Source organism: Pseudoflavitalea rhizosphaerae, assembly GCF_003991355.1.
Lineage (GTDB): Bacteria > Bacteroidota > Bacteroidia > Chitinophagales > Chitinophagaceae > Pseudobacter > Pseudobacter rhizosphaerae.
Window position 1 is genome coordinate 180,449 of the sequence record NZ_RCSU01000012.1, and the last position, 24,462, is coordinate 204,910.

The 24,462-nt window shown below is 47.7% G+C and carries 20 protein-coding genes; 11 read left to right on the forward strand and 9 right to left on the reverse strand.

Annotation, left to right across the window (positions count from 1 at the left end):
* Nucleotides 1-121 precede the first annotated feature (121 nt).
* On the forward strand, nt 122-3,646 hold the full coding sequence (locus D9Y29_RS20055) for a response regulator (protein WP_127131586.1): 3,525 nt from the start codon (nt 122-124) through the stop codon (nt 3,644-3,646).
* A 293-nt stretch (nt 3,647-3,939) separates the two neighbouring features.
* Nucleotides 3,940-4,167, forward strand: a complete 228-nt coding sequence (locus tag D9Y29_RS20060) for a hypothetical protein (protein WP_241237993.1) — start codon at nt 3,940-3,942, stop codon at nt 4,165-4,167.
* Here the strand turns inward: D9Y29_RS20060 and D9Y29_RS20065 are convergent.
* Both D9Y29_RS20065 and D9Y29_RS20070 read right to left on the reverse strand, forming a co-directional pair.
* The gene (locus D9Y29_RS20065) at nt 4,130-4,825 is read right to left on the reverse strand and encodes a response regulator transcription factor (protein WP_127131590.1); all 696 of its coding nucleotides are present in this window, start codon (nt 4,823-4,825) and stop codon (nt 4,130-4,132) included. The two genes, D9Y29_RS20060 and D9Y29_RS20065, sit on opposite strands and share 38 nt — an antisense overlap.
* Nucleotides 4,822-6,561: a sensor histidine kinase gene (locus D9Y29_RS20070; RefSeq protein WP_127131592.1), complete on the reverse strand. Its 1,740-nt coding sequence runs from the start codon at nt 6,559-6,561 to the stop codon at nt 4,822-4,824. The genes D9Y29_RS20065 and D9Y29_RS20070 overlap by 4 nt, the downstream gene beginning before the upstream one ends.
* A gap of 129 nt (nt 6,562-6,690) precedes the next feature.
* Between D9Y29_RS20070 and D9Y29_RS20075 the strand changes: the two genes are divergently transcribed.
* The 4 genes from D9Y29_RS20075 (at nt 6,691) to D9Y29_RS20090 (ending at nt 10,709) form a co-directional block, all read left to right on the forward strand.
* Nucleotides 6,691-7,524 (forward strand): GLPGLI family protein, encoded by an 834-nt coding sequence (locus D9Y29_RS20075; protein ID WP_127131594.1) that lies wholly within the window; start codon nt 6,691-6,693, stop codon nt 7,522-7,524.
* A 78-nt stretch (nt 7,525-7,602) separates the two neighbouring features.
* The gene (locus D9Y29_RS20080; protein ID WP_127131596.1) at nt 7,603-8,349 is read left to right on the forward strand and encodes a DUF3108 domain-containing protein; all 747 of its coding nucleotides are present in this window, start codon (nt 7,603-7,605) and stop codon (nt 8,347-8,349) included.
* 93 nt (nt 8,350-8,442) lie between these two features.
* Nucleotides 8,443-9,639, forward strand: coding sequence for a multidrug effflux MFS transporter (locus D9Y29_RS20085; protein WP_127131598.1), 1,197 nt, complete (start codon nt 8,443-8,445; stop codon nt 9,637-9,639).
* 32 nt (nt 9,640-9,671) lie between these two features.
* The gene (locus tag D9Y29_RS20090; protein WP_127131600.1) at nt 9,672-10,709 is read left to right on the forward strand and encodes an LLM class flavin-dependent oxidoreductase; all 1,038 of its coding nucleotides are present in this window, start codon (nt 9,672-9,674) and stop codon (nt 10,707-10,709) included.
* Between the two features lie 5 nt (nt 10,710-10,714).
* Here the strand turns inward: D9Y29_RS20090 and D9Y29_RS20095 are convergent, their stop codons facing one another.
* Genes D9Y29_RS20095 through D9Y29_RS20120 form a run of 6 tightly spaced genes read right to left on the reverse strand, consistent with a single transcriptional unit; the run spans nt 10,715 to nt 16,508 of the window.
* A complete protein-coding gene (locus D9Y29_RS20095; RefSeq protein WP_127131602.1) occupies nt 10,715-10,930 on the reverse strand; it encodes a CsbD family protein in 216 nt (71 codons plus the stop codon).
* Between the two features lie 55 nt (nt 10,931-10,985).
* Nucleotides 10,986-11,819 carry an endonuclease/exonuclease/phosphatase family protein gene (locus D9Y29_RS20100; RefSeq protein ID WP_127131604.1) on the reverse strand — a complete coding sequence of 278 codons (834 nt, stop codon included), beginning with the start codon at nt 11,817-11,819 and terminating at the stop codon, nt 10,986-10,988.
* Between the two features lie 35 nt (nt 11,820-11,854).
* Nucleotides 11,855-12,418 (reverse strand): hypothetical protein, encoded by a 564-nt coding sequence (locus D9Y29_RS20105; RefSeq protein ID WP_127131606.1) that lies wholly within the window; start codon nt 12,416-12,418, stop codon nt 11,855-11,857.
* Nucleotides 12,419-12,476: 58 nt separating this feature from the next.
* Nucleotides 12,477-13,202 (reverse strand): head GIN domain-containing protein, encoded by a 726-nt coding sequence (locus D9Y29_RS20110; RefSeq protein ID WP_127131608.1) that lies wholly within the window; start codon nt 13,200-13,202, stop codon nt 12,477-12,479.
* Nucleotides 13,203-13,241: 39 nt separating this feature from the next.
* The gene (locus D9Y29_RS20115) at nt 13,242-14,108 is read right to left on the reverse strand and encodes a DUF4249 domain-containing protein (protein WP_127131610.1); all 867 of its coding nucleotides are present in this window, start codon (nt 14,106-14,108) and stop codon (nt 13,242-13,244) included.
* Between the two features lie 12 nt (nt 14,109-14,120).
* The gene (locus tag D9Y29_RS20120; RefSeq protein ID WP_127131612.1) at nt 14,121-16,508 is read right to left on the reverse strand and encodes a TonB-dependent receptor; all 2,388 of its coding nucleotides are present in this window, start codon (nt 16,506-16,508) and stop codon (nt 14,121-14,123) included.
* 184 nt (nt 16,509-16,692) lie between these two features.
* On the opposite strand from D9Y29_RS20120, the gene D9Y29_RS20125 reads away from it, so the two are divergent.
* Nucleotides 16,693-17,598: a DMT family transporter gene (locus tag D9Y29_RS20125; protein WP_241237994.1), complete on the forward strand. Its 906-nt coding sequence runs from the start codon at nt 16,693-16,695 to the stop codon at nt 17,596-17,598.
* Between the two features lie 255 nt (nt 17,599-17,853).
* Nucleotides 17,854-20,130 carry a PAS domain S-box protein gene (locus D9Y29_RS20130; protein WP_127131614.1) on the forward strand — a complete coding sequence of 759 codons (2,277 nt, stop codon included), beginning with the start codon at nt 17,854-17,856 and terminating at the stop codon, nt 20,128-20,130.
* Here D9Y29_RS20130 and D9Y29_RS20135 read toward each other — a convergent pair.
* Nucleotides 20,093-20,563, reverse strand: coding sequence for an acyl-CoA thioesterase (locus D9Y29_RS20135; protein WP_127131616.1), 471 nt, complete (start codon nt 20,561-20,563; stop codon nt 20,093-20,095). The two genes, D9Y29_RS20130 and D9Y29_RS20135, sit on opposite strands and share 38 nt — an antisense overlap.
* Nucleotides 20,564-20,904: 341 nt before the next feature.
* On the opposite strand from D9Y29_RS20135, the gene D9Y29_RS20140 reads away from it, so the two are divergent.
* The 3 genes from D9Y29_RS20140 (at nt 20,905) to D9Y29_RS20150 (ending at nt 24,351) form a co-directional block, all read left to right on the forward strand.
* Nucleotides 20,905-22,323 carry an MATE family efflux transporter gene (locus tag D9Y29_RS20140; RefSeq protein ID WP_127131618.1) on the forward strand — a complete coding sequence of 473 codons (1,419 nt, stop codon included), beginning with the start codon at nt 20,905-20,907 and terminating at the stop codon, nt 22,321-22,323.
* Between the two features lie 52 nt (nt 22,324-22,375).
* A complete protein-coding gene (locus tag D9Y29_RS20145) occupies nt 22,376-23,413 on the forward strand; it encodes an AI-2E family transporter (protein ID WP_127131620.1) in 1,038 nt (345 codons plus the stop codon).
* A gap of 176 nt (nt 23,414-23,589) precedes the next feature.
* Nucleotides 23,590-24,351 (forward strand): murein L,D-transpeptidase catalytic domain family protein, encoded by a 762-nt coding sequence (locus tag D9Y29_RS20150; RefSeq protein WP_127131622.1) that lies wholly within the window; start codon nt 23,590-23,592, stop codon nt 24,349-24,351.
* Nucleotides 24,352-24,462: the final 111 nt, after the last annotated feature.

Below are 24,462 nucleotides of genomic sequence, written 5' to 3' on the forward strand. Positions count from 1 at the left end.
GGTGTTCGCCGGAGGCGAACAAATAGAGGTCACTCGCCAGAGGCGAGCGACTGGGCACACCCTGAGTATACTCTTCTTCCGGTTAAGGCTTGTGTTTGGTTGCGCATAAACCATAACGCTTATGTCAACACGCTTGCCCATTTCCCCCACCCGTAAACCGCTGCGTGTTGGATTGGCCATCCTGGCCGTCCTGATGCTTTGCATTTTCCTGTGGAAAATGATCTTCGATCCGCCCTCTCACGGCTATGCATACCTGCTATGGCTGATGGGGACCCTTTGCTGTCTCATCATTATCATGCTCGATCTTTTTGTTGCCGCCCGCAACCAACTGATCGCAAAAGCACTCCAGGAAAAAGACCTCAATTCACTCTCCTATGCCCTCAACTTTGGCTGGATGGGAAGCTGGAAGCTCAACCTCCTCAGCAGTGAAGTAACCCTCAGCAAAGAATTCATGAGCCTGCTGGGCGAAGAACCCAAAGAAACCAGTATGGTGTTCTCCACTTATATGCAACGCTATGTTCCGCCAGACACACATGTCAAGCTCAAAGAGATGCTCATCCTGGCCATGGAGAACCGCCACAATCCTGATTTTGAGGCCAGCTTCGATCATCCCATCAGAAGAAGGAATGGCAGCATCGCGCATATCTTCGTCCGGGCCAGGATCATGAACGAGAACGAAGGCTTCGGCATCGCCAGGGATATCACAGACCTCAAGAATGCCGAAACAGAACTGGCCCTGAAAGAAAAAAGATTCCGGCTACTGGCCGAATACTCGGATGATATCATCTCTGAGCACAAACCCAACAGCGAATTCGTATATATCTCTCCGTCAGTGAAAAAGATCCTTGGCTATACGCCGGAAGAGATCGAAGGGCGAACCGTGCTGGAATTCCTTCACCCGGAAGACATTCACAAATTCGCCCCCACCAGTCAGTATTTGGACGCATTCAATACCCGTGATAATCTCATTGTTCGCTATCGCATGCGCACCAGGCAGGGAACTTACACCTGGCTGGAAAGCATCGTAAAACCCATCAGGGAGAATGGTAAGGTTACCGGCGTGATCTCTACCTCCCGCGATATCACTGAGCGTAAGATCTATGAAGACGAAGTGAAACAGAACAAGGAACTACTCCGCACCGTAATCGATTCAACGCCGGACTGGATCTTCATCAAAGACAATGATTTCAAATTCCGCCTGGTGAACCAGGGCTTTGCCAATGCATTGAACAAATTGCCTGAAGACTTTATCGGCAAAACCGATATCGAAGTTGGCTTCCCCGAAGAAGCCGTGATGGGCAACAAGGAAAAAGGCATTCACGGTTTCCATGAAGACGACGCACAGGTGCTGCAAACAGGCAAGAGCAAAATGGTGATCGAAGAATCCTATATGCTCAATGGGCGTCGCATCACCATGAGCGTTGTAAAAGTACCCGTGCTGGACGCTGACAAAAAGAGGGTCACCGGGATCCTGGGCTATGCTCACGATATTTCAGAACTCAAGGAAGCCAGTGAAAAGTTATTGCAGGACGAGAAGCTGCGCCGCTCCCTGGCTTCCGCCTCTCATCTGCTCCTCAGCAATGCCAACCTGGAAGCTGCGATGGGAGATGCGATGAAAAGATTGGGCGAAGACTTGCTGGTGGACCATGTGGAAGTATTCACCAATGAACAACAACGTGAAACCAATGAATGGAAATGCACCCGCCTGCTCACCTGGAAAAGGAATATGGACGATGTGATCCAGCATCGTAATCCAGCCGAATCCACAACACTTTACCCTGACTCTCCTGTTTTCATCGCTTTACAAAATAGAAAAGTGTACCACGGCAACGTGTCCAATATCGTGAGTGAACGCATCAGGGAATATTATCATTCGGAAGGAGTGCAGAGTATTGCCGTGATCCCAATCTTCAATCAGCAGTTCTTCTGGGGCTTTGCCGTTTTCAGGAATAACCAGGTAAAGAAAAGTTGGAGCGATGCAGAGGTCTCCGCACTGGAGTTCTTCAGTACAACTCTAACGGCTGCGGTTGAACGTAAACAGATGGAGAAGGAGCTGATCGAAGCCCGGAACCTGGCGGAATCGGCCAGCCTGGCCAAAAGTAATTTCATGGCCAATATGAGCCATGAACTGCGTACTCCCATGAACGGCATCATCGGATTCACGGACCTGGTGCTCACCACCAACCTGCAAACTGTGCAGTACGAATATCTTTCCAACGTAAAGAAATCAGCCTACGGCCTGCTGGAGATTATCAATGATATCCTCGAATTCTCCAAAATAGAAGCAGGTAAACTGCAGATCGATCATATTCAATTCCCGCTGGATACGCTGGTACAGGAATCTGTAGACATTCTCACGGTGAAAGCCCACGAGAAAAAACTTGAAGTGATCTGTCATATCGATCCGGAACTACCTTCACAATTTGTGGGAGACCCCACCCGTATCCGTCAGATACTGGTGAACCTGTTGGGCAATGCCATCAAGTTCACTCCTGCAGGTGAGATCTTTATTTCTTTGATCGTAGGAAGAGGCATTCACCTGGAAAATGAAAAAAGGATCATGGATGTGGTACTCTCTGTACAGGATACTGGTATCGGCATTTCGCCTCAACAACTGGCTCGCATCTTCGATAGCTTCACGCAGGCAGATGTGGCCACCACCCGCAACTACGGCGGAACAGGGCTCGGTCTCACCATTTCCAAAAGTCTTGCAGAAATGATGGGCGGCGCCATCACAGTAGCCAGTGAGCTGGGCAAAGGCAGTACATTCAGTCTTACGCTTCCGATGGAAGTAGCGGATGAGGTACCCCATTCGGCCGGAGAAGAAAAACCACCGCTCCGCAAAGTGCTGGTGATAGATGATAACAGCACCAACCGGTGGCTGATGCAGGAGATCCTTCGTCATTTCAATATCAGTTCTGAAACAGCGTCCGGCGCCCGCGAAGCGCTCGAAGTACTGGACCGTGTTCAACAGAACAATGAACCACTTGACCTCATCATCACAGACCATCATATGCCCGAAATGAACGGCATTCAACTGGTACAGGAAATGCGCAAGCGCCTGGGAGAACTGAGCCAGCCAACGATACTCATGTTATCCAGCATTGAAAAGAACGAACACCAGGAAGCAGCTACAGCGCTGGGCATTCATCGTTTCCTTACCAAACCGGTAAAAATGCATGAGCTGCACGAACTGCTCTGCTCTATTTTCAACACCACCCAGGAAAAGACTACAACCGCACCGAAGAAAGAAAACAAATTGCAAAAAGGCAATGGCGCAGCCATCCTGGTGGTGGAAGACGAACCGGTGAACATGATGCTTATCAGTGAGATCCTCGGCAGAATGGGCTTTAAAGTTTTACAGGCAAAAAATGGCAGGGAAGCCATCAACCTGCTGCAGCAAACAAGCCCGGCCCTGATCTTCATGGATGTGAACATGCCGGAAATGGACGGCTACGCAACAACCAGGCATATCCGCAGCATGCCGGGCCCCAATCAACATATTCCGATCATCGCCCTCACCGCTGATGCCATGGAAGGCGATAAAGAGAATTGTCTCCGCAATGGCATGGACGATTACCTTGCCAAACCATTCCAGATAGAAGAACTCACCGAAATGTTAAAAAGACAGGAATTGGTTAGTTGAATTTTCAGAGTGCTGACTAGAAGGTCGGAGAGTTGGCAGTCGCTCGCCTCCGGCGAGTGACTTTTATTTAGTCGCCTCCGGCGACGCAGGGTTCGCCGGAGGCGAACAAGTAGAAGTCACTCGCCGGAGGCGAGCGACTGCCACACCCTGCTCCAGCTGCCACACCCAGCTCCAGCTGCCGCACCCTGCAACGCCAGGCATACTAATTGCGTCTTATCACCAAAAGATTCAGCATGAACCGACCTGGTCAGCCTTCTTTGGCCATCTGTTTGTTAATGGACTTAATTGGCTTTATGAGTTATGCCATCCCCGGCCTCGGAGAATTTGCGGATATTATCTGGGCTCCTGTTTCAGCCTTTATCTTCTTCAGGTTATTCGGCGGTTGGAAAGGCGCTTTCGGCGGACTTTTCAATTTCATCGAAGAACTGATGCCCGGACTGGATTTCATTCCCAGCTTTACACTGATGTATTTCTGGCAAAGATCTAGCCGCCCACTGCAAACCGGTATCCAACGCCCTTGATGGTAATGATGCTCAGCCGCTCATCTTCGCGCAGGTAACTGCGCAGCTTGGTAATATATACATCCAGGTTCCTGGAATTGAAGAAAGAATCATTTCCCCACAGGAGATTCAGTATTTCCTTTCGATCTATAATGCGATCCCGGTGCGCATACAATAAACGAAGCAACTCGCTCTCACGGAAACTGAGCTTACGTTCATCTGTACCCGCAGTAAGCGTCTGCCGGATGAAATGAAAACTGTACTTTCCGATATTAACTGTTTCAATAGCCTCCTCATTTACTTTTGCGGACCTCTTTCCTTTCAGCACATTTTCAATACGGACAATCAACTCTTCCATGCTGAAAGGCTTTCGGATATAATCATTACCGCCAACAGAGAAGCCTTTCACCAGGTCAGCGGTCTGCGTTTTGGCCGTAAGGAAAATGATAGGAATATTTTCGTTGAACTGCCTGATCTCTGTAGCCAGCGTGAAGCCATCAACGCCGGGCAGCATTACGTCCAGCACGCATACATCGGGATTGCATTGGCAGAATTGAGCCACCACCTGCGCACCATCGCTTTCCATGATCACATGGTAGCCCCTGCTCTCCAGGCTTTCCTTTACGATCTTGCCCAGGAACAATTCATCTTCTACATACAGGATTGTGCCGGAACTCATATGGGGTCGGGTAATTGAATGATGAAACTGCTGCCCTGCCCGGGCTCGCTCAATACTTCTATCTTTCCCTTGTGGCGCTCCACTACATAGGCCACATAGCTCAGGCCCAGCCCATATCCCTTCACATTATGCGTATCGCCGGAAGGCACCCGGAAAAATTTGTCGAATACTTTTTTACGGTAAGCAGCAGGAATTCCTATGCCATTATCTGAAACGGTGAACTGCACCCCGTTTTCATTACGGCTAATGCTAATCCTTATTAAAGGATTTTCTTTGCTATACTTCAGTGCATTGTCGAGCAGGTTGAAGATCACGCTGGTGGTATGCAAGCGATCAGCTTCGATGCTGAGATCTTCTCCTTCCGCTTGTAACTGCACGTCAGCTTTTACTTTCTCGAACTGTAGCCGCATGCTGAACATCACTTCCTCCGTCAACTGCCTGAGATCGAACCTTTCTTTTCTTAATTCTACCTGCTGCTTTTCAAACATGGAAAGTCGAAGTACTTTGTCTACAAGCAATGAAAGTCTTTGCAGCTCGCTATTGGAGATATCGAGGTATTCTTCCGTGCGGCGGGGATCATCCATGGCATGGAAACTCTTCAACGCTTCGATGGCCACACTCACCGTAGCAATGGGCGTTTTCAACTCATGCGTGATATTGCTGATGAGGTCGTTCTTGAACTGGGTTAGTCTTCGTTGCTTCATCAAGTTGCGATAGAGCAACACGAAAGTAAAGCTGGTCAGTGCAATGAGGAGCAACGACAATCCTATCTGCGGCGATAATTTCCTGGTGATGTATTGAAAACTGTTCTGCAAATGGTACCTGAGAAAATAGGTGCTGGTGTAACCCATCATCAGTTCGTTGGTGCGGGTGGGATCGATGGTAGCATTAGGCGCATACAGGCTCAGAGAATCTTTTTCGATGGTGAAATCCAGTTTCATCGACTCTTTAAGCAAAGCATCACGGAAACTTTTGTCCAGCTCATCCAGGCTGAGTGTGTCAGATATGGAATCCGCCCTGTGTAACAGACTTTGAAAACTGCCGTCTTCCATTAATCGCGATAACACAAGGTATTCGAAAACTGTATCCTTTCCATTGGTTCTTACATTCATTTTTGCTGGCATCGCCCTATCGGTAATGCCTGTGACCACCCTCTCTGGTCCATTGGTCTTGATATTAATTGAACTGATCCTGCCATGCAGTTTTTCAACAGGCATTAATCTGGGTGACGCATCAGAGTTATTATTGACAGTGATAGTAATTCCTGAGTCTGTTCTTGTTTCCCTGACCCTGGAAAATGCGGCTCTTCTCTGAAAATCGATAGACCTGACCTGGTCAATTTTGAGTGAATCAAGCGGCATGGTATTGCGAAAGTCCGGATGGGAATCAGCAGCAGCAGGAAAAGCGTTGATGAAGATCCTGCCCCGGGAATCTGGCATTGATCTGTCAGCCGTATCCCGGAACCTGCGCAAAGGCAATATGGTTTTGGCTGGAAGAGCTTTTGTGCCGGCATTTGGTGGGCGGGTTGTAGTCCAGATCGTAAAACTGGTATCCTCGTTCAACTTTTCCGCCTGCATCTTATAGGCCACATTACGGAAAATAGCGGCACTACGGATCTGGAGCGTCTTTTCTTCTTCCTCATAATTCTTATACATCCAGTATGCCTGGAAGGCAATGATCGCGAGGATGGCCATCACCATCAGAATCGCTGGAATATTAATACGCTTGCCGGTCATCTTGTACAAATGTAAAGTTTCCCATTAACCACAAGGAAAAGCATTAACCTTAATTAACATTAAACCCATCATCATTAACCTGAAAGCGAAGCCCTGTATGATAGCTTTGATGGAACAAACAGACATCACATGATCAAATATGCATTTCCTGCCATTGCCATGCTGGCCATATTGTTGAACAATGGCGCATCGGCGCAGAACAATAAACCGCTGAAGCAGGGGCGGGTGGTATACGAACAATTGATCAAAGGCGGCGAATCAAAAGTTACCATCAATGGCAATACGCAGACTTTCACCCGGCCGGACCGGACCCTGAAATGGGAACTGCTTTTCACTGCCGATCAATCACTGCGCAGGTCAATCGAATCGGATGAGCGTCCTGAAGCGGAAATGGCCGTTCCGGGAATGGGTGGGGGAATGGCCGGTAACGTGCGCATGGTTTCAGCCTTCATGCCCGAATCTACCATCTGGCACAATTTCCCCGCCGGCAGAAGAGTTGATCAGCGCGAAGCCGTCGGAAAAAAATTCCTGGTAGAGGACAGTATCACCAAACATACCTGGAAACTGACAGGAGAATCCAAAACCATTCTCGGTTATACCTGCCAGAAAGCCATTACGCAAACGCCGGTGAAATCCTTCAATATGCAGATGCAGGACGGAGAATTCAAACGCACTGAAAAATGGGATACCATCAGTGTTACTGCCTGGTTTGCTCCTGCCATCCCTGTCCCTGCCGGACCGGAATTCCAGGGTGAACTCCCGGGACTTATCCTTGAATACGATTCCCGCAACGGCGTCAGCGTTACCAGGGCTGTTGAGATCTCAGAAACAGTGAAGACCGCCGATATCAAAGAGCCGAAAACCGGTAAGCGTGTATCCAAAGCGGAATACGACAAAGAAGTAGAAAATTCGCAGAAAGAAATGATGGATCGAATGAGATCATCCCGAAGGGCAAGTTTCTGATGACCATCTTTTCTTCCATTCACAAAAATTCTCATGAAGGAGTTGAAAGCGAACTTTAATTTAGCATAAAACTACTTCATGAGAATTCTTTTACCCCTGATCTTCCTGACTACCGGTTTCACCGCACAGGCCCAGATCGATACCATCAACGCCGGCAACAACCGCCTGCAAACCGAACGTTTGACAGAAGGTACAGCCCGCTATCTCGTGTACAATGTAGACAGCATGACCGGCATCACCAGCACCGCCGATGTTTGGGAAAGGTCCGTTTCCTTTGGCGCTCTGCCAGGCAATCCACAACCCATTGTGATGTTCGAATGGAAATGGTTTCACAATGAATCTTTCTTCCGTCATGTGAAAGCAGTGGCCGATCGCAAAACACTGGCGCCTATTTCTGAGATCGCCCTCTTCAAAGGCTATGCATTTGCCGGATATAAATTCACCAATGGCTTCATGATCCCAGACAGCACTGTAGCCAATAACAGGGTGAACAAAACATTGAAGGTCCCACTCAACCCGTCTGTACTCAACTGGGAATGGGATATGGAAACTTTCTCCACACTTCCGATCAATCGCATTGGTCAAAAATTTGCTATTGCTTTCATGGACCCGAACAGCCCGCAACCCGCTTATTATTTATATGAGATCTCCGGAGAGGACAACCTGCCGCTGAACAAAGAAGTCAGCATCAAATGCTGGAAACTCCATATCAATTATGGCAATGGCGCTTACGCTACTTTCTGGATCAGTCAACAAAGCAGGGAAGTACTTAAAATGAAAGAATATTATAACGGTTCATACAGGTATAAGGTTAAATTGTATTGATCCGGACTTCCTGAAGAAAATCTGAACCATTTTTCTTAGCTGCTGTTATTCCTTGCCCGCGCCCTGACCAAAATCCTGAAAGCGGCAATGTTTATGAGCAGCAAAAGATATCTTCTTACCATCCTGATTCTGGGAACGCTAACGGCATTAGTGCCGTTTTCCATAGATATGTACCTGCCTGGCTTCAAGGCAATCGCCGGCGCACTGCATACCACTGTTACCGATGTTGCGCTTTCCCTGAGCAGTTTCTTCATCGGCGTATGTTTTGCACAACTGATCTATGGTCCGCTGATGGACCGGTTCGGCCGCAAGAGACCTTTGTATATTGGACTGCTCCTTTATATCATCAGCTCTGTAGCCTGCGTAATGGCCGGCTCGCTGGAAACATTGGTAGCGCTTCGTTTTGTTCAGGCATTCGGAGCCTGCGCTGCAGCAGTGGCTGCCAATGCCATGGTGCGCGATCTCTTTCCCGTCGAAGACAATGCAAAAGTCTTTTCCGCACTCATGCTGGTGCTGAGCACTTCTCCACTCATTGCGCCTACAGCAGGCGGTTATATGATCGCAGCATGGGGCTGGCCTTCTGTATTCATAGCATTGGCTGTGATAGCGCTGCTCATCATCTTCGCCATCCGCTTCGGACTGCCTGAAAGCAGCAGGCCCGACCCCAATTATTCTTTGAAACCTGCATCCATCCTGAGCAATTACTGGCAGGTGATCAGGAATCCGCAGTTCTTCACTTATGCCATCTCAGGTTCAGTGGCCTTCTCCGGTCTGTTCGCATATATTTCCGTTTCGCCTTCCATCTTCATGGAGCTGTACAAAGTTTCTGAAAAAACTTACGGATGGATCTTTGCATTACTGGCATCCGGTGTGATCGGCGGCACACAGGCCAATCGTTTCATGTTGAAATATTTCACCAGCAAACAGATCGTGCGAACGGCTATGATCACACAGTCATTGATCGGCATTGCGATGTTTCTCTCTGCATATTACGGACTGATCGGTCTCACCGGCATCATCGCATTTTTGTTCCTCTTTCTCACCTGCGTTGGATTTGTTTTGCCGAATACATCGGCGCTATGCATGCAACCCTTCACCCGCAATGCAGGTAGCGCCTCCGCACTGATGGGTGCATTGCAGATGGGCATCGGATCACTGGGTGCATTCATGGTAAGCCTCTTCAATAATTCCACACCCATACCAATGACAGGCATGATGTCGGCACTCGCTTTATTGGCTCTTTCTATACTTATGACAAGCAGCAGGCGCAAACAACCCATTGCCGCCTGAACTTTCTGAGGTCCGCGACTGTTATCTTCATTATGCAGTTGCAATTAAGTATACTGGACCAGACGCCGGTCCGGAAGGGAAGCAATCCTGTGGAAGCACTCCGGGAATCAGTGGAGTTGGCAAAACTGGCTGACAGGCTCGGATATACCCGCTACTGGGTTTCTGAACATCATAATACCGGCACGCTCGCAGGATCGGCTCCTGAAGTGCTGATCGCCAGGCTGGGTGCCGAAACGAAACAGATCCGCTTCGGATCGGGTGGTATCATGTTGCCCAATCACAGTACACTTAAAGTTGCCGAGAACTTCAGATTGCTGGAAGCGCTCTACCCAGGCCGCATCGATCTCGGCATCGGCCGCGCACCGGGCGGCGACAGGCTTACAGCACAACTGCTGAATCCCACCAATACTTTCGATCCTCAGGAATATGTGCAACAGATCAGCACGCTGCAGGCCATGCTGGCCGATAAGCCAATACCCGGCAATGCAGAAGGCAAAGTGAAGGCGATGCCTTTCATCGAAACAAAACCGGAGATCTGGATGCTTACATCCAGCGGTGAGAGCGCTTACCTGGCCGCTCATTTTGGTCTGGCCTTATCATACGCACAATTCATCAATCCCATCGGTGGGCCGCAGGCCATGGAAGCATACCGTCAACGGTTCGTACCATCCGATGAATTGTCTGCCCCACTCGGAAACGTAGGCGTGTTCGCATTTGTATCGGATGACATTGAAAAGGTGAACGAAGTGAGGGCCGTAATGGACTACCGGTTACTGAGCTTCGAAAAAGGAAGATTCGATGAGCAGCCTACTTTCGAAGTAGCTAAAGCCTACCAATACACGATGGCGGAATGGCAGCGCGTTCTGTTCAACAGGCAGCGCACGATAGTTGGAACGCCTGATGTGGTAAAAGACAAATTCGAAGAACTGGCCGCCAGCTTTGGCGTGAACGAAATTGTGGTGTCCACTTTTACGGAACATGCAGAAGACAGGACCAGGAGTTATGAACTGCTGGCAGAGATATTCAGGTTGAAAGAATATCGATATTCGGAAGAAAAAGCTGTTCAGTAATGATGCTACGAAGCCGCATCCTTATTATGCGAAACGCTTTCAATATACACCCTCACCTGCTCGGGTGTCCTGTCCATTTTTTCTGCTAATCGTTTCAATAGAACATCTTCTTTCCCTGGTTCAAGGAACAGGTCTTCATCTGTGAGATAAATGTTTCGCTCCTTGATCCTTTCTTTCACTTCATCCCAGTTTGTACCGGGTTTGAGATTAAAGCTTGCCATAAAAAAGAGTTTATACAGTAACCTGCACAAACAGCGTGCCCACCCAGGCGCAGACTCAAAGCTTTACTACAGAAAGGATTGGAAAGTGATCGGAAGGGAATTTTCCGTAATAGGTATCCGTAAGAACTCCCCAGCTCAATGCTTTGAACGGCGCTGTAATGAAAATATGATCGATGATCTTATCGTTCATTTTTCCTTTTCCGAAATTATTGAAGGAGCCATTGGGAGCATAGGGATGACCTGCCAGGTTGTAGGTATCTTTCAGCCAGCCAGAGCTGGCGATGGATTGATACCATTCGCTGAGGTGGTCGCCATTGAAATCGCCTGTGAGCATTGCCGGACTTTTGCCGGCAATGGTTTTGATCTTCTCCAGGATCAGCAGGCTGCTGTTCACGCGGGCTTTCACACCCTGGTGATCATAGTGTGCATTGAAAACGAAGAATGTCTTTTTTGATTTTTTATGCTTCAGTTTTATCCAGGAGCAGATCCTGTTCAATCGGGCATCCCAGCCGGGTCCAGGTTTTTCGGGTGTTTCAGACAACCAGAAATCGCCTTTATCCAGCAGATCGAAAATTTCAGTTTTATAGAAAATAGCGGAGTGTTCGCCTTTGGCATCACCATCGTCCCTGCCTTTCCCATACCAGGCATAGCCCGGAAGTTGAGATGAAAGTGAATCCAGCTGATGACGCAAACCTTCCTGGGTGCCAAAGACTTCGAACTGGTGGAACTGAATGAGCCGGCTGATTACAGGAAGGCGGTCCTCCCAGAGATTACCGCTGTCAGTCCTGTTGGCATAGCGCAGGTTATATGATGCGATTCGTATATCCTGCGCTGTTAGACGAAGAGTTGCCAACAAGATGAATGCTACTGACCAGAAATACTTTTTCATTTTTGCAGTGTATTATCTGGAAGAAAGGTACGGTATTACTGCAATTGAGCAAACGTAAATGTGTGCTGGTAAACCTGCATTGGAGAAAGCAGCTCCAGTATGGTTTCCGGCAGGCGTTCCGCGTACAGGCTCTGCATCACCATTTCGGTGATCAGCCTTGAGTTGGCGGGACGCAGGTTTTCCACTTCCATCTTGCAGGCCGGCAGCATGTATACCAGGGGAATGAAAAGACATTGCCGGCTACGCTCGGCATAAGGCTTCTTCATCAGCGGGCAGCCATCTTTATGCGTGCAAATGGAACAATAGTTTTGTTCCCTGGGAAGGGCGGCAGAAGTCTGCACGCTGCCGCCCTTTGTCAGCCGGTTCATAAATAATTCATGGTCCAGGTTTACGAGGTCTTCCACGGAATGCAGACTATACACCACCTGGTTGATCTCGAGATAATATTGGTCCTTCTTTTTGCCATTCTGGTCCGAATACATCCCGTAGTACCGGCTGGTAACATGGTCGTCCCATTCATGTCTGTGCCATAGTACAGATTGGGGTAATATCTTTTTGATGAACCTGTAATAATTGATCAGCCTGAATTTGATTCTCATCTGAACAGGGTGTTGAAACGCTTCAAAATCGGCCACCCGTGCGGCTTACAGGCGGCTATTACTGGGCTCTGCTCACATTTCCCGAGCCCGAGATCTTTGTGGTCACCTGTGGATTGCCACTGTAGACCACGTTACCACTTCCCGAAATTCTTACGTTCAGCAGCTCCGTGGCGGTTGTTCTCACATTGCCTGACCCACTGATATCTGCATCCACTTTCTTTATTGTAACGGGCAGCATATCTATACCACCACTGCCGCTGATGGCATATTTCGCATACCCGGATGAACCTCCCAAAGCAAACATGTTTCCGGAACCACTGATACTGGCATAAAGCTCATTGGCTACCTGGATATTCTTTGCCTTCAATTCTCCCGATCCGCTTACACGCAGGCTTAGCCCATTGGTGCTGATATCATTCGTTACCAGCAGATCACCGGACCCTTCAAGGCCCAGCTCTTCAATAACGGGAGCGCTCACCCGAACAATTACCGGATCATGCCTTCCTATTCTCTTTCCTCTTTTGAACCGGATGATGAGCTTTCCGGCAATCACCGGCGTTTCGATCACATCCAGGATATTTTGTTGGGCTTCAATGGTAAGCCTATGACCGGTTTCCTGTGTTACATATGCCGTACCGTCTACGTTTGTTTCAATGCGCGTGTAACCATCTACGGTACGTTCCTGCTTTACAACAGGGCCATCGCCTTTTAGTTTTTGACAACTCACCATCACAAAGCTGCCAACTGCCAGCAGCATTCCGGTCAACAATTGTTTGCTTTTCATAACTTGATCAAGGTTTAACAGTAGTGTTTGAAAAAGAACCTATTCTATTTTTTTAGACAACTCCGTTTCAGATACGGTGCCGAACCAGCCTACTATCTTTTCGGAATCTGCCTTTTGTTTTGCCACATTGGTGGGCACATTGGCCAGTACTTTTGCAAATAAACCGCCATTGGCCAGTTGATCAGTCAACATTCGGACGAAGCCGTAAGCATCCTTGCTGATCCCCCTTAAAACCACCTTGACTTCATCATCCTTCAGATAAGGTTTATCTCCGGAAGTGATGCCTTCACTGATCGGAACTATGAAATTGAAGCCATCGGAATCCGCATCTTCATAATAAGCGCCGTCCACGCTCCACATTTCATTCACATTCTGGTTCAGCACCCCATTGCGGTAAGTGCGGATCCAGTAATAGTCCATTGCCCCTTTGAGATCAACTGCAAAGAACCTGGCATAATACCCTTCTTCTTCTCCCCCATTCTCTTCCTTGAATTCCACAGTGATACTATCGATGGGCGGCACACGGTTCAGCTTGTCTTTCGCTTCATATGTTTCGCCTTTCCAGTTGATGGTGAGCTTGTATTCGTGCCCGATCACACCGATGCTGTTGCCTGCGCCGGGATCGTGCGTATAGGCGCCATTGTTATATGTGAAATCATAAGTTTGATTGAGCGTAAGATCAGTTACACTGATTTGCGCATCGGAGATCACGGGCGGCGTTGAATTGTCGAGATAACCAACTGCACGCTGGAATTTGATCTGCTGCACGCCGGGCTTATCGGTGATCCAGGCATCGATATAGGGGATCTGATCGCCAGCCGGCACATCCAGATCGATCACTTTTTCACAACTGGTGAAAGCGCCTGCCGACAGAATAAATACGATATATAAAATGAATTGCTTCATGACAATGTTTTTTTAGAATTTGAAGTTCCAGGTGATAGAAGGAATGATGGAACCGAGGATGCTCAACCGGATTGCCTCTCTGATCTTCGGATCATCTTCATTCTGTCTGAAATAAATGGAGTAAGCATTCTGGCGCGCATACAGGTTATAGATACCGAATACCCACTCCTGTTTCAGCTTCTTGCCCTGGCGCCCTTTCATGGTGGCGGCTACATCCAGCCTGTGATAAGCAGGCAGTCTGAAATCATTACGCTTACCGGTGGTGTTGTAAGGAATGGGAATTCCCTGGATATCCAGCTTCACGTTCGGATAAGTAGCAGGTGTACCAGATCCGTAATTGAAGTTGGCGCTCACACTCCACTTGTCGTTCAGCTCACGGGTAACAGCCATATTGATCACATGCGTTCTGTCGTAGCGGTTCAGGAACCATTCGTTATTGCTGATACCTTCGGTTTTGCGGTAAGACCTGCTCCAGGTATAGTTGACCCATCCCTGCCATTTGCCGGTCTCTTTTTTCACTTCCAGTTCCACACCATAAGATTTTCCTTTGCCAGTAAGGAGATCAGCTTCCACCTGCGGATTCAATTCCAGGTTGGCGTTATCGATATAGTCCAGTACATTCTTCATTCTCTTGTAGAATACTTCTGCAGAGAATTCCAGGTTGAGGAACTCAGGCACTGTTACAACGCCAACGCTCACCTGGTCTGTTACAGATGGCTCGATATTGTTGGTGCTGGGGAAGTACAGATCGATAGGAGTTGGTGATGCCGTATTGCTCAGCAGGTGCATGTACTGTGAGCTCCTGGCATAACCCGCTTTCAGGAATGTTCCTTTCTTCAGTTCATAACGCACACTCACGCGTGGCTCGAAATAAGTCCAGTCGGTGATCTTCTTCTTTGAACCGGTACCGTTGCCAACCTTCTCTTCATAATCCAGTGGCTTGCGGATATTGGCCGTAGTGTCCCTGTAATGGTACACAGAAGAATTACTCAGGTAAGCATAATAGTTCAAACGAACACCTGCCTGAACAGACAATGCTCTAGACACTTTCCAGGTATCCTCCACAAATGCAGCAGATTCTACACCATACCTGCGCACGAGATTGATCTCGGCTTTGTTCTCATCATCCACCATCACACCTTTGCCGGGATAGAAATTATACATAGTGAAATTCAGACCGGTCTTAACCTGGTGCTTGTTGCTGATATACCAGGTGAGCGTAGGCTTCACGCCATATGTCTGGATATCCGACTTCCAGTTGTAGCTCTGTTGCTTCGTGTCTTTTGCCTCGGAGTTGAACTTCAGACTGTAATCATATTTGGAATAATACACGCTGGTGTTGAGGAAGAGCTTTTGTGTGAAAAGATGATTCCATCTCAATGTGGTGGTCATATTACCCCAGTCCATGAATGCCTGGTTGTTGAAAGAGAAAACGTCCCTTCCGTAGTAACCACTCAGGTAAATAGTGTTCTTATCATTGAGTTGCCAGTTAGCCTTGCCCGTTAGATCGTAGAAATAGAACTGGTTGTCCCTGTTATCTTTCTTCATGAAAGGCTTACTCAGCACATCGATGTAGGAGCGACGGCCTGCAATGATGAACGATGATTCATCTTTCTTCAATGGTCCTTCGATGCTGATCCGGCTGAAGATGGTGCTGATACCGCCATTCACGGCAAGTTTCTGATTATTGCCATCTTTCATGCGGATATCGAGCACCGATGAAGTTCTTCCGCCAAACTCTGCAGGGAAAGCTCCTTTATAAAGGGTGACGTTCTTCACTGCATCTGGATTGAACACGGAGAAGAAGCCAAGCATGTGTGAAGAGTTGTATACCGGTGCTTCGTCCATGATGATGAGGTTCTCATCTACATTGCCACCACGCACGTTGAAGCCATTGGCGCCTTCGCCAACAGACGTGATACCGGGCAGCGTCAGCATCGCTTTCAAAACGTCCGGCTCTCCCAGGAATGCGGGGATCTTTTTGATCTGACCGATGCTCATCTGCTGGATGCCGAGTGCAACGGTATTGGTCCGCTTCAATCTTTTCTCACCAGTTACCACTACTTCGCTGAGCTCGCCTGCAGATGATTTCATCTGAAGATCGAGTGTTTGATTTTCTGTAAGCGCAATTTCCCTGTTGATTACCGCAAAGCCTGTGTAAGTGGCCGTGAGCGTGTATTTGCCGGGAATAAGGGAAATGGAGAAGAATCCATAGGAGTTAGACTGTACAGTAGCATTTCCCGGGTTAATGGAAATGGTAGCATTGATCAAAGCCTCTCCACTGGATGCGTCCCGCACATAACCACTGATGGTGAACTTCTTTGGTTGTGCAAAACCAACCATCACCAGCATGAGCAGGATTACTAAAACCGAAAGAATCCGGATCGTCGAACGTATCATAAATTGATTGTTTTGGAAACTATGACAACAGCAAATCGTTTTCCCCCTACGCGGAGGAAGTTGTTTAGAAAAAATTAACAAATATAGCCTGTAACGGTGGCAGGCCTAAATTTATGGTCCACTATCATCACATTGTATTTTGTTTAATTTTGCTTCCCACAATTATCAAGACATACAACAGACAATGGCACATGAGATTACGGTGAATAAAGCACAATCGAGAGGATTCTTGTTATTTTCGGCAGGCGTATTGTTTGCATTCCTCTGGGCTTCCGCTGCCACAGCAACCAAGCTGGGCCTGCAATCAGCGCAGCCTTTCGTGATCTGTATTGCCCGTTTTTTCTTTGCAGGTATCATCATGCTGGTAATTACGCATCTGTTCATGGGCAACAGGATGCCGGCCAGAACAGAATGGAAGCCATTGGCTATTTACGGTATCCTGAATATTTCCATTTACCTCGGTTTGTATGTAGTGGCAATGAAGAATGTATCGCCGGGCCTCGGTTCCATGGCCATTGCCACCAACCCCGTAATGATCAGTCTTACCAGTGCGTTGCTGTTCAAACAACGCATCAAAGCTATTACCTGGACCAGCCTTTTTCTTTGCACAGCTGGTGTATTGATTGCCGCATACCCGCTGTTGCAGTCGAGTTATGCCACACCTACTGGTCTCACTATTTTATTTTGCAGCATGCTGAGCTATTCCATCGGCGTATTGTATTTCTCCAAACAGAACTGGAGTGACCTGCATATTCTCACCATCAACGGATGGCAAACATTACTGGGAGGTGTCTTTCTGTTACCCATAGCCGCAATTACATACGAACCTTCGTTGAACCACTGGGACCTCAAATTTTCCGGTTCAGTATTATGGCTAGCCGTTCCGGTATCCATATTAGGTGTTCAGCTCTGGTTGTTCCTGCTGCGCGACAATCCCCTGAAAGCAAGCTTCTGGTTATTTCTTTGTCCGGTATTCGGCTACGTGATCGCTAATGTAGTGATGAAAGAACCCATTAATGCCTGGACCGTCACCGGTCTGGCACTGGTTCTGGGCGGACTTTACCTGGTACAAAGAGCGAAGAAAGGCTGACCAATACATTATATTTTTTTGTATGCCGGATACTTTTTTATGCGGCATATAATACCGGTAAAGGATCACCATATTTGACCGATTCTTTTTATATTTGATACGCTCTGTATATAAACCTCCCACTCGGCGGAGTTCTGAAAACCTTTATTAACCCCTGCGGCTCTGATAGTTCTGATTGTAGCACTGATGCTGTTCATAACTAAATGTACTGTTTGATTACAGTTACTGATCATTTTATCAATTACACCATTAAACATGCGAACTGCGTTGATCAAAACCGGTCAGGGACAGCCCCGTCATAATTCGCGCTCCTCAAAAGAGCAGCGCCTTATCACGGACCAGGAAGCCAATCTCCTGGCCCTGGTAGAGCATATTGATGGGTTGGTGTGGAGTATAGACCGCAACATGCAATACATCATCCTCAACTCCGCTCTCCGGAAAAAGATCAGGGAGCTGATCGGCGTGGATGCGTTACCGGGAGATAAGATGCTGGACCTCCTGGCATTGCTGGACCCCACCAAGAAAAAAGAATGGGAAAAGATCTACGAGCATGCCTTCAAAGGCAAGAGTCAGCGATTGCTGCAAAAATTCATCCTCAACAACAAGCCTGCATTTTTCGATATTTCCATCAATCCCATCCGCAACGGAAATGAGATCACCGGGCTCTCCTGTTTTGCTCTGGATGTTACAGAAAAGATCACTTATGATGCGCGGATCAAAGCCAGCGAGGCGCATTTCAGAACATTGATCGAGAACAGTACGGATATCATTGCCGTGCTGAACAAGGATGGAGAAGTGATCTATGGAAGCCCTTCCATCGAGAATCAATTCGGCGTAACGCCGCAGCAATACCTGAATGCAAATGTTTTCCATTTCATCGCAGAAGAAGACAGGGCCTATGCCGAGAAGAAATTCCTGGAAGCCCTGAAGCGCCCGGGAAAGCCGTTGCCAGTTCAAACACGTACGCTCAGACCCGATGGCAGCATCGGTTATGTGGAAGGACTGGTCACCAACCTGCTGGCCAAACCTGAGATCCAGGGCATAGTTTGTAATTTCAGGGATGTAACCGAACGTGTGATGGCAGAAGAAGCACAGAAACAGGTGGACCTGAAATTCCGTGCACTTATCGAGAACAGCGCAGACCTGATCATGATGGCCAATGCCATGGGACAATTCACTTACGGATCACCGTCAGTAAAGAAACTGCTGGGCTGGTCCGGCAAGGATTATCTCAATAAGAATGTTTTTTCCTTTATTCATCCTGACAGCATTCCCGAGGCCACGCAACTGCTTGGCGGATTGATGCAACAACCTGGAAAAGCATTCACCATATATCTTACACTGCTGCACCGCAACGGGAAGTCCGTACAGGTGGAAGGCATTGCTACCAATTTCCTGCATGTGCCAGGCATCAATGCCCTGGTGGCCAATTTCAGGGATATAACCGAAAGAAAAAAGGCACAGAAACGTATTCACGAATCCGAAAACCTTTACAGGGACCTTTTCAATAAAAGTCCCCTCCCCATCTGCGTTTGCGATGCCGTATCATTGAAATTCCTGGAAGCCAACGATGCTGCAGTAAAGCATTACGGTTACTCGAGAAAAGAATTCATGGGCCTCTCCGCCCCTGATCTTTGTATGACGGATGGTCTCGAAGAGCTCAGGGCCCTGCTGCATTCAGGCAGGAAAAGCAGTAATCAGCGACTACTCCGTAAGCAGGCAAGGAAGAACGGAGAGATCGTGTATGCAGAAGTGATCAGTCATATGATCATCTATAAGGGAAGGGAATCTTTCATGATCCTTGCGAATGATATCACGGAAAAAGTGAAACTGCGCCATGAGCTGATGGAAGAAAAGATCTATCGCCAGAAAGAGATCATGAAAGCCAGTATCGATGCGCAGGAAAAAGAAAGAGAGGAGATCGGAAGAGAGATGCACGATAATGTAACACAGATCCTCACCACCGCCAGGCTTTGTCTCAGCCTGGCCGCAGACGATAAAGAACCGAAAGTGCTGATCAACCGCAGCAGCGATATCATTGCTGCCGCTATTGAAGAGATCCGCAAATTATCCAGGGACCTTACGCAATCCTATCACCGGGATGTGGGGCTGCAACTCAGTCTTGAAGACCTCACAGACAGTATCCGCATAGCCAGTCAGCTGCAAGTGGACTTCCAGTTCGCTATCAATGATGAATACCAACTGGACGACAAATTGAAAATGACCATCTTCCGCATCACTCAGGAACAGCTCAACAATGTACTGAAGCATGCGAAAGCGGGATCTGTATTTGTTTCGGTTGTGCAAGAGGGTGATACCATCACGCTGACAGTGGAAGATGATGGAAAAGGATTCAGCATGCAGGAGAAGAGGAATGGCATCGGCCTCCTGAACATTATCAACCGGGCAGACCTTTTCAATGGCAGGGTAAAAATAGATTCCGCACCCGGCACAGGATGCCGGATGACCATCACATTCAAACCCATGAGCCAGCTCAGGCCAGACTTCTCAGGGCTTTCACACGTTCAGTGATTCCGCCCTCCATATCTACTTCGCCAATACCGAGCCTTGTTGCCAGCCCGATGAATTCCGGTGTATGGTCTTTCCGTTTGCCGGTTTTGGGGTCGATGCAGGTGAAATGCGTCCAGAGGATAGCTTTGAGGCTCGCTTCCTTCTCATCGAACATTTTCAATTCCACTACCAGGTTGGAGGTTTCCAGTTTTATGATCTGGGAAGTGATGCAGATCTTCTCGTTGTACACGGCTGGTCGCAGGTACTGGATCTCGTGTTGCCTTACCACCCATCCCATGCCCTGTTGAAGAAAATCAGTAATGCGCAGGTCAAAATTTTCGCGCAGATGATCTTCGCGCGCATTCAGGAAATAATCCAGGTAACGGCTGTTGTTGAGATGCGCCAGCGGATCGCAGTCCGGGAAACGTACGATGTAAAAACTTTTGAGTTCCATAATGATGAAGGTATAATCATCGGAAGAATTACCGCGGAGAGCCACTTATTTTTTCAGTTCATCCGGTTTAACCCTTGCCAATTGAAAGAACAGATTGATTATTGTACAGTTTTTGTCTGATCAATAACAGTATTACCAGAAAAAAAGATCAGTTCACCAGAAAATAAAATCATTATTTTTGAAACTCAAGCCTCAGCATATGAAGTTTTAACATCGTTCCGCAGGCTGTTGCAATAACAATCACGGAACAACTTTTACTACTCTTTCGCTTCTGCCATTGCAGGCAGGTCCCTGTGATCTCATTATTTATTGGATTCAATTAATCAAGACAGGAGGATTTTATGTCGTTTGAACAAAACCCTATGGGTGAATTGCAACGCAGGCAAAGTATCTTCTCAATCATAAAAGAGTCTTTCAAAAGCGAAAACCAGGATTTCACCAAAGGCAGTATCCGCAAAGGGGTGATACTACTGGCCATACCTATGGTACTGGAAATGATGATGGAAAGTGTGTTTGCCCTGGTGGACATTTATTTCGTGGGCCATATCGAAGGTCATGCTTCACAGGCCGTAACCACCGTGATATTGACGGAATCGGTACTGATGATCCTTTACTCCGCTGCGATGGCGCTAAGTATGGGAGCTACTGCCGTGGTGGCCCGCCGGGTAGGTGAGAAGAATATAGAAGGCGCTTCGCGAAGTGCAGCACAAGGTATCAATCTCGCTTTGATGGTAACGGTGGTGATCAGTTTGCTCGGTTCTTTTTTTGCCAGCGATGTATTGCGCATCATGGGCGGATCAGCCGAAGTGATTGAAGTGGGCACCAGTTATACCAGGATCATGTTCGGCGGATCGGTGGTGATCATGTTGCTGTTCCTGATCAATGGAGTTTTCCGTGGTGCCGGAAATGCCAATATAGCGATGTGGTCCCTCTGGATCGCGAACGGGATCAATATCATTTTATGTCCTGTCCTGATCCACTTTTTCGGATTACCTGGTGCGGCGATGGCAACTACCATTGGTCGTGGTACGGGCGTATGTTATCAACTCTATCATCTTTTTAAATCACGTCGCGGTCTCCTGAATATCAAACGTGCATTTTTCAAAATAGACTGGGCCATTCTGAAAACATTGTACAGTCTGAGCTGGGTCGCTTTTCTCCAGTTTTTTATTGCATCGGCCAGCTGGATGTTCCTCAACAGGCTGGTAGCACAGTTCGGAGATGATGCAGTGGCAGGTTATGGAGTGGCGCTTCGAGTACTGATGTTCTTTCTCTTACCTGCCTGGGGACTCAGCAATGCGGCGGCAACTTTGGTTGGGCAGAACCTCGGGGCAGGACAACCGGAGCGGGCCGAGAAATCAGTTTGGACAACCGCCCTGTACAATGCCATCTTCATGGCATTCGTATCCCTCGTCTGCCTGGTGTTTGCCGATCAGATCATTTACTTCATGAATGATAATGAAGCCATGGCAGTGTATGGGAAGAAAGCATTGCACATCATTTCACTCGGTTATATTTTCTATGGCGTTGGTATGGTGGTGACCAATTCGTTCAATGGAGCAGGTGATACCAAAACACCCACCTTCATCAACCTCTTCGGATTCTGGGCATTCCAGATCCCGCTGGCCTGGCTATTGAGTATGCAACTGCAACTGGGTCCAACCGGAGTGTTCATTGCAGTGGTTACAGCCGAAACGCTGATCAGCATTGCAGGTGTTATTCTTTTCCGCAGAGGTAAATGGAAGCAGGTAAAGATCTGATGATGCCGGAAGCCCTTTTATTCAGTACATTTAGTGCATAATAAAAGGAGGCATGAATTATTTATCCAACAATATTGTACGACAGGTACTGATCCTCATGGTGATCATATTTGTGGGGATCGTACTTTTCGTACAACTGCAATTCTTTCTGCCATCATTCCTGGGTGCTTATACCTTTTATGTTCTGCTGCGCAAATGGATGTTCCTGCTGGTGGATAAATACAAATGGAAGAAAGCGCTGGCGGCCACCGTGCTGATGCTGATCTCCTTCCTGGTGATCCTGTTGCCAATATTGTTACTGGTGAACATGATGAGCTCCAAAGTAGCATTCGCCATCGAACACTCTAATGAGATTCTCACATCCATTGAAAGATATGTGAACCAGTATGAAGCCCGCTTCAATATCGAGATCATAACGGATGAGAACATACGAAAGATCACATCCTATACAGCGGAATTCCTTCCCAAGATATTAGGCGCCACCTTCAATACCCTCTTCACCATCGTGATGTTGTACTTCATTCTTTATTTCATGCTGGTGGAAGGCCGGAAGATGGAATCGAAGTTCTACGACTGGGTACCCCTGAAAGATGAAAATGTGATCACGATCCGGAAAGAGATGAACGGGATGGTATTCTCCAATGCCGTGGGTATTCCGCTGATCGCCTTGTTCCAGGGCATAGTAGCCTTACTGGGATTTATACTGCTGGGTGTGAATGAACCGATGTTCTGGTTTGTGATCGTTTGTATCGCAGCCATGCTGCCCGTTGTTGGCGCGGCCGTTGCCTATGTGCCACTGGCCCTGATCTTCTTTGCTGAAGGCTCTCCTATCAAAGGCGTACTGATGCTGGTTTATGGCTTCGGCATCATCGGTACGGTTGACAATATCGCCCGCTTCTGGCTGCAGAAGAAACTGGGCGACGTACATCCACTGATCACAGCCTTCGGCGTGATCATCGGTATTCCGATCTTCGGATTCATTGGATTGATCTTCGGTCCTATCCTCATATCTTTTTTCCTGTTGATGATCAAGGTATATGCCAGTGAATTCAATGATGGAGGCAAGAGAGTACGCCAATCTTCCCAATGATTTTCAGCTTTATACATATTATTGGTAGATGAGCCGGGTAGTTTTACCCTAAGACCCGGATAAAGAAAATGCATTATTGCCCGTTTTTTTTCGGCGATCCTACGATACTATTTTTCAACATTCCCCGTTTACATACCGGATAATACGTGTTCCGTAACCTTTGAAAACCCTGTACCATGTACCGTCCAGTAAAATCCATCACCTACAGCCTGCTGTCTGTATTAGTATTATCACCGGTATTCATGACCGGTACCTCCAAAAAAACAGATCCTTCCTCCGGGAAGATCGTTCTGTACATTCCCAAAGATGTTGTGCGCTACACTGCCAATCCGGAACTGATGCCGGAAGAAGCCGCCAATGTTTACAATAGCATGCAGCTGAAAAAACTGGGATTGACAAAGAAAGCATTCGCATGCGCATGGAAAGGTTACTCCAGCCTGGTGGAAGCAGGCAGATTGGCAAAAGATGGAATCCTCTCTATCTGTGATTTTAGCCAGAGCTCCCGCAGAAAGCGCTTATACGTACTCGATATAAACAGTCAAAAACTCCTGGTGAATACTTATGTGGCGCATGGCCGTAAATCAGGAGGCGAATACGCAAAATCATTTTCCAATAGCCCGGAATCCCATAAGAGCAGTCTCGGATTCTATGTAACCCGCAACACTTATTTCGGGGAACATGGACTGGCGCTAAAGATCCAGGGACTGGAACGCGGCTTCAACGACAAAGCTAATGCGCGCAATATCGTGATCCACGGATCACGCTATGTTGGCAAACAATTTATCCGCAATAACAAATTCAACGGAAGAAGCTTCGGGTGCCCGGCATTGCCTGCCAAAGAAGCATCAAACGTTATTCACCAGATCAAGAATGGCTCCTGCCTTTTCATCTATCATCCTACAAAGAATTATATCAGCCAGTCGAGGCTGTTGAACTGAACTTAGCGTGGACTAAACTTCAGATGGTTTGATGGCAAAAACAAGCTCAATGTAGGATTCGTACCCTATGATTGAGCTTTTTCGCTCTGGGGTACTGATCTGCGGCTGTAA

Bases quoted from the DNA above. Each gene is read 5' to 3' on its own strand.
- D9Y29_RS20150 (WP_127131622.1), top strand. From the start codon at position 23,590: ATGTACCGTCCAGTAAAATCCATCACCTACAGCCTGCTGTCTGTATTA.
- D9Y29_RS20075 (WP_127131594.1), top strand. From the start codon at position 6,691: ATGATCAAATATGCATTTCCTGCCATTGCCATGCTGGCCATATTGTTG.
- D9Y29_RS20095 (WP_127131602.1), bottom strand. From the start codon at position 10,930: ATGGCAAGCTTTAATCTCAAACCCGGTACAAACTGGGATGAAGTGAAA.
- D9Y29_RS20085 (WP_127131598.1), top strand. From the start codon at position 8,443: ATGAGCAGCAAAAGATATCTTCTTACCATCCTGATTCTGGGAACGCTA.
- D9Y29_RS20130 (WP_127131614.1), top strand. From the start codon at position 17,854: ATGCGAACTGCGTTGATCAAAACCGGTCAGGGACAGCCCCGTCATAAT.
- D9Y29_RS20100 (WP_127131604.1), bottom strand. From the start codon at position 11,819: ATGAAAAAGTATTTCTGGTCAGTAGCATTCATCTTGTTGGCAACTCTT.
- D9Y29_RS20080 (WP_127131596.1), top strand. From the start codon at position 7,603: ATGAGAATTCTTTTACCCCTGATCTTCCTGACTACCGGTTTCACCGCA.
- D9Y29_RS20105 (WP_127131606.1), bottom strand. From the start codon at position 12,418: ATGAGAATCAAATTCAGGCTGATCAATTATTACAGGTTCATCAAAAAG.
- D9Y29_RS20135 (WP_127131616.1), bottom strand. From the start codon at position 20,563: ATGGAACTCAAAAGTTTTTACATCGTACGTTTCCCGGACTGCGATCCG.
- D9Y29_RS20125 (WP_241237994.1), top strand. From the start codon at position 16,693: ATGGCACATGAGATTACGGTGAATAAAGCACAATCGAGAGGATTCTTG.
- D9Y29_RS20140 (WP_127131618.1), top strand. From the start codon at position 20,905: ATGTCGTTTGAACAAAACCCTATGGGTGAATTGCAACGCAGGCAAAGT.
- D9Y29_RS20055 (WP_127131586.1), top strand. From the start codon at position 122: ATGTCAACACGCTTGCCCATTTCCCCCACCCGTAAACCGCTGCGTGTT.
- D9Y29_RS20070 (WP_127131592.1), bottom strand. From the start codon at position 6,561: ATGACCGGCAAGCGTATTAATATTCCAGCGATTCTGATGGTGATGGCC.
- D9Y29_RS20090 (WP_127131600.1), top strand. From the start codon at position 9,672: ATGCAGTTGCAATTAAGTATACTGGACCAGACGCCGGTCCGGAAGGGA.
- D9Y29_RS20060 (WP_241237993.1), top strand. From the start codon at position 3,940: ATGAGTTATGCCATCCCCGGCCTCGGAGAATTTGCGGATATTATCTGG.
- D9Y29_RS20145 (WP_127131620.1), top strand. From the start codon at position 22,376: ATGAATTATTTATCCAACAATATTGTACGACAGGTACTGATCCTCATG.
- D9Y29_RS20115 (WP_127131610.1), bottom strand. From the start codon at position 14,108: ATGAAGCAATTCATTTTATATATCGTATTTATTCTGTCGGCAGGCGCT.
- D9Y29_RS20120 (WP_127131612.1), bottom strand. From the start codon at position 16,508: ATGATACGTTCGACGATCCGGATTCTTTCGGTTTTAGTAATCCTGCTC.
- D9Y29_RS20110 (WP_127131608.1), bottom strand. From the start codon at position 13,202: ATGAAAAGCAAACAATTGTTGACCGGAATGCTGCTGGCAGTTGGCAGC.
- D9Y29_RS20065 (WP_127131590.1), bottom strand. From the start codon at position 4,825: ATGAGTTCCGGCACAATCCTGTATGTAGAAGATGAATTGTTCCTGGGC.